This window comes from Streptomyces sp. NPDC047022 (assembly GCF_040644155.1).
Taxonomy (GTDB): Bacteria; Actinomycetota; Actinomycetes; order Streptomycetales; family Streptomycetaceae; genus Streptomyces.
In genome coordinates this window covers 1-5,003 of record NZ_JBEYVV010000076.1, presented here as the reverse complement: position 1 = coordinate 5,003, position 5,003 = coordinate 1, and the positions used below count along the sequence as shown (strand labels likewise).

Genomic DNA, 5,003 nt, shown 5'->3' with positions numbered 1-5,003 from the left:
CGGCGCCGTCGATGCGGACGGTGTCCTCGAAGGAGAAGGTCCGCTCGGCCGCGGCGTGCGCGAACTCCACGTTCTCCTTCAGCGCCGCCAGCTCCTTGCGGCTGTTGCCGTCCACGGCCTCGTCGATCCACACCAGGTCGTGCGGGTCGTCGTCGATGGCCCGGTAGTCGTGCAGCAGCCGCACCCGGGAGGATTCCTCGCCGAGCGGCTCGATGATCCAGGTGCCGCCCATCGCCGCCACCGGGGGCGTCGTCACCTCCTGGCGGAAGGTGATGGTGAGCCCCTCGGGATCCAGTTCGCGGCGCGACGTCCAGTTCTTCGGCTGGCCGTTGGCCGTGGCCCAGATCCGTATGCGCTCGCGTGCCCCGTCGCCCTCCACCCGGTCCACATGGATGGTCGGCGGGAAGATGCGCGGCCAGTTGTCCACCTCCGCGAGCAGCCGGTACACATCCGGTGCGGGCGCGGCGATGGTGATCTCGTGCTCTACCTCACGCGTCGTCATGACGGCTCTCTTCTCCAGTCTCGTCCGGTCTCGGAAAGGCGGTGGGGATCAGAAGTTGCCGAGTCCGCCGCAGACGTTGATGGCCTGTGCGGTGACGGAGGCGGCGGTGTCGGACGCGAGGTAGGCGACCATGCCGGCCACCTCTTCGGGCGTGGAGTAGCGGCCGAGCGGGATCTTGGCCTGGAACTTCTCCAGGATCGCGTCCTCGGTGGTGTCGTAGGCGGCGGCGTACCCGGCGCGGACGCGCTGCGCCATCGGCGTCTCGACGTAGCCGGGGCAGACGGCGTTCACCGTGATGCCGGTGGGGGCCAGCTCATTGCCGAGCGCCTTGGTGAAGCCGACCACGCCGTGCTTGGACGCCGAGTAGGGGGCACCGAGGACGACGCCCTGCTTTCCGGCGGTGGAGGCGATGTTGATGATCCGGCCGCGGCTCTTGTGCCGCATGCCACCCGCGTTGAGCACCTCCCGGGTGAGCCGGAAGACGCTGGTGAGGTTGGTCTCGATGACGTCGTTCCACAGCTCGTCGGCGATGTCCGCGGTCACCCCGCCGCCGGACCGCCCGGCGTTGTTGACCAGCACGTCGATCGTGCCGAAGCGGTCGACGGCGCTCGCGACGAACGCGGCGGCCGAGGCGGCGTCGCACACGTCGAGCGCCGCGCCGTCGGCCTCGTAGCCCTCGTCCTGGAGCTGCTTGACGGTCTCGGCGATGTTGTCGGCATTGCGTGCGCCGATGAACACCTGGTGGCCGTCGGCCGCCAGGGCACGGGCGGAGGCCAGCCCGATGCCGCTGGTGGCGCCCGTGATGACGGCGACCCGCTTGGCTTGCGTTGACATGTGGTTCCTCTCCGGCTTGGTGCGTTCTTACGGTCCGGTGGCTCTGTGTGCTGCGACGCCGGCCGGACGGGACGGGGGTGGCGCGGGGCGGGGCCGGGGCGTTGTGTCCGGCCCCGCCGGGTGCGGATCGTCAGGCGGCCGGACGGACGGCCGCGAAGCCCTGGTTGACGGCCTCGATGAGGGCGCGCGGGGTGTCGGCGTCGGTCAGCAGGTCCTCGTCGAGGGTGATGTCGAACTCCCGCTCGATGCGGCTGCCGGTCTCCAGCAGGGCCAGCGACTCGTAGCCGAGGACCTCGAACGGCACGTCGAGGATGTCGCCGTCGAGGTCGACGCCCTCGTCGGCGCCGGCCGCCTCCAGCAGGATGCGGCGCAGGTCGTCCAGGGTGAATTCGGTGGCGGCCACGTGGGTTCCTTCCCGGTTCGGTTGATGGGGTCGTAGAGGCGCGCGCTTTCAGGGGCGCGTGGTGGAGAGGCCCGTGGTCGGGCGCCCGGAGGAGCGCTCGGAGTGGGCGTGCTCGCCGGTCAGCCGGCGGCGCGGACGACGAGCGCGGAGTTGAAGCCGCCGTAGCCGCGGGCCAGGACCAGCGCGGTGCGGACCTGTGCCGTGCGCGGCTGGGCGCAGACCAGGTCCAGGCCGTAGGCCGCGTCGGGGGTGATGTGTACGGTCGGCGGGATCAGCCCCTCCTCCATGGAGAGCAGGGCGGTGGCCACATCCAGTGGGGCCGCGCCGGAGTACAGGCGGCCGGTCATCGTCTTGGGCGCGGTCACCGGGACACCGCCCTCGCCGAAGACCGCGCCGATCGCCTCGGCCTCCGTGCGGTCCAGTTCGGGCACACCGGCCGCGTCCGCGAACACCACGTCGATGTCCCCGGCGTCCACGCGCGCGTCCGCCAGGGCGAGTTCGATCGCCTTGCGCAGACCGGGCTCGCGTCCGCTGCCCGGCCGCGGGTCGAACGTGGAACCGTAGCCCGCGATCTCCCCGTACACGCGCACATCACGCGAGCGCGCCGACTCGGCCGACTCCATGATGAGGATCGCGCCGCCCTCGCCGGGCACATAACCGGCGGCCTCGGCGTCGAACGGCAGGTAGGCGCGCGTCGGTTCATGACCGGTGCTCATCCGGCCCGCGGCCTGCTGGGCCACCCAGCCCCAGGGGCAGATCGACGCGTCGACCGCGCCGGAGACGATCAGCGGGGTGCCCTTGCGGATGAGCCGGCGGCCGTGCGCCACCGCGTCCAGACCGCCGGCCTCGTCGCTGACGATGACGCCGCTCGGGCCCTTCATGCCGTTGCGGATGGAGATCTGGCCGCTGTTGACGGCGTAGAACCAGGCGAACGACTGGTACGCGGACACGAACTGGCTGCCCTGGCTCCACAGCCGCTGGAGTTCCATCTGCCCGAACTCGAAGCCGCCCGAGGAACTGGCCGTCACCACGCCCATGTCGTACGAGGGCAGGTCCTTGGGGTCGATACCGGCGTCCGCCAGCGCCCAGTCGGCCGCGACCAGCGCCAGCCGGGTCATCCGGTCGGTCTGCGGCATCAGCCGGCTGGGCAGATGCTCCTCGGCGACGAACCCCGGCACCTCGCCGGCCAGTTTCGACGGATACGACGTCGGGTCGAACCGGGTGATCCGGCCGATGCCGTTCTTGCCGGACCGGGTGGCCGCCCAGTAGTCACGGGTGCCGAGGCCCGTCGGTGCGGCGATGCCCAGCCCGGTCACCACCACCGATGCCGATGATGCCGTCATGCCACGCTCCTTTCGGGACGCGCCAGCACCATGGCGCTCTGGAAACCGCCGAAGCCGCTGCCCACGGTCAGCACGGCGTCGGTCAGCTGCTCCCGTGCGGCCAGGGGCACGTAGTCGAGGTCGCACTCGGGATCGGGGGTGTGCAGATTGGCCGTGGGCGGCACGACGTTGTGCTCCATGGCCAGGGCGGACGCGGCGATCTCGATGGAGCCGATCGCGCCGAGCGAGTGCCCCACCATCGACTTGATGGAGCTGACCGGCGTCCGGTACGCGTGCTCGCCGAGGCTGCGCTTGAACGCCGCCGTCTCATGGCGGTCGTTCTGCTTGGTGCCCGAGCCGTGCGCGTTGATGTAGTCGATCTGCGTCGGGTTCATCCGCGCCTCGGCGAGCGCCACGTCGATCGCCTCGGCCATCTCGGCGCCGTCCTTGCGCAGCCCCGTCATGTGGTACGCGTTGGAACGGGTGGCGTATCCGGCGATCTCGGCGTAGATGTGCGCCCCGCGCCTTTTCGCGCTCTCGAGCTCCTCCAGTACGAACACGGCGGCGCCCTCCCCGAGGACGAACCCGTTGCGGGAGGCGTCGAAGGGCCGGGAGGCGTGCCCGGGGTCGTCGTACCGGGGAGTGGTCGCCTTGATCGCGTCGAAGCAGGCCATCGTGATCGGCGAGATCGGCGCGTCGGAGGAGCCCGAGATCATGACGTCGGCGGTGCCCTCGCGGATCAGCTCCACGGCGTGCCCGACCGAGTCGATGCCGGAGGTGCAGCCCGTGGAGACCACCGTGCTCGGGCCCTGCGCGCCCGCGTCCATGGCCACCTCGGCCGCGAACGAGCTGGGCACCAGGTAGTTGTAGAGGTGCGGGACCGCGTACTCGTGGTCCACCAGGTGGAGCCTGCCGCCGTCGCTGACGACGTTGTACTCCTCGTCCAGGCCCATCGTGGCGCCCACCGCGCTGCCCACGGTCACACCGACCCGGTAGGGGTCGTACGCCTCCAGGTCGATCCCGCTGTCGGCGAGTGCGCCGCGCGCCGCGACCACCGCGAACTGCGCGGCCCGGTCCATACGGCGGATCTCCTGCGGGGTCAGCCCCAGCTCCACGGGGTCGAAGTCCATCTCGGCGGCGACCCGGGAGCGGAACGGGCTGGGGTCGAAGAACGTGATCCCGCGCGTGGCGGTACGGCCCTCGCTCAGCAGGTCCCAGAATGCCTTCACCCCCACTCCGCCCGGGGCCAGCACCTCGATGCCGGTGATGACGACTCGTCGGCCGTTCACGCGGACGCCTCCCAGTGGTAGAAGCGGGACGCCATCGCGTCCGAGGGGGAGCGCCACGTCTTGGGGTCGTATGCCTCGATGAACGGCTTGAGGTCCTCGCTGATGGCCACGAAACGCGGGTCGGTCTTGGCCTGCTCTATCAGCTCGCCGCCGTTGTCCGTGTCGAACTCCTGCAGGTGGAAGTACAGGCCCCGGTACTGGAAGAGCTGACGCCGGCGCGTTCCCATGCGGTGCGGCATTTCCGTGGAGTCGAATTCACTGAACAGCTTGGCGACATCCGCCCCCGACTCGGGGTGCATTCGGGCGACAATCAGCGTGCTGTGCATTGTTTTCCCCTCTGCTTACGGCCCGCTGTGCGCCGTATGAGTGAATTGATAAACAGTATCCAAGGCGGCCGGAAAGGTTTCAACGGCCGGAATGTCAGGACACTTACAGGAAATTGTCGGGACGACGGGAATTTGTTTGCGGAAAGCTGGGGAGGCCGCAGGGGCCGTGGCCAGGGCCTGACACCGGCCGCCCTGGCCACGGCCGGTCCCCGGTCCTCGGTGCGTTCCCGGCTCAGTCCTTGATGTCGCAGATGGTGGCGCCGGAGGTGAGGGAGGCGCCGACTTCGGCGGTGAGGCCCTTGATGGTGCCTGCCTTGTGGGCGTTGA

Annotated in this window: 6 protein-coding genes; all 6 read right to left on the bottom strand. The window is 70.2% G+C overall.

Features of this window, described 5'->3' with window-relative positions; translation table 11 throughout:
• The coding region (locus ABZ845_RS31700; RefSeq protein ID WP_360986930.1) for an aromatase/cyclase at positions 1 to 502 on the bottom strand (502 nt) is incomplete at its 3' end.
• Between the two features lie 48 nt (positions 503 to 550).
• The gene (gene fabG, locus ABZ845_RS31695) at positions 551 to 1,336 is read right to left on the bottom strand and encodes a 3-oxoacyl-ACP reductase FabG (protein WP_360986927.1); all 786 of its coding nucleotides are present in this window, start codon (positions 1,334 to 1,336) and stop codon (positions 551 to 553) included.
• A 130-nt stretch (positions 1,337 to 1,466) separates the two neighbouring features.
• Positions 1,467 to 1,739, bottom strand: coding sequence for an acyl carrier protein (locus ABZ845_RS31690; RefSeq protein WP_360986924.1), 273 nt, complete (start codon positions 1,737 to 1,739; stop codon positions 1,467 to 1,469).
• A gap of 119 nt (positions 1,740 to 1,858) precedes the next feature.
• Positions 1,859 to 3,082: a ketosynthase chain-length factor gene (locus ABZ845_RS31685; protein WP_360986921.1), complete on the bottom strand. Its 1,224-nt coding sequence runs from the start codon at positions 3,080 to 3,082 to the stop codon at positions 1,859 to 1,861.
• Complete coding sequence (locus tag ABZ845_RS31680) at positions 3,079 to 4,350, bottom strand: beta-ketoacyl-[acyl-carrier-protein] synthase family protein (protein WP_360986918.1); 1,272 nt, start codon at positions 4,348 to 4,350, stop codon at positions 3,079 to 3,081. The genes ABZ845_RS31685 and ABZ845_RS31680 overlap by 4 nt, the downstream gene beginning before the upstream one ends.
• Entirely contained in the window at positions 4,347 to 4,676 is a 330-nt protein-coding gene (locus ABZ845_RS31675) for a TcmI family type II polyketide cyclase (RefSeq protein ID WP_360986915.1), read from the bottom strand. Before ABZ845_RS31675 ends, ABZ845_RS31680 begins: the two co-directional genes overlap by 4 nt.
• Positions 4,677 to 5,003: the final 327 nt, after the last annotated feature.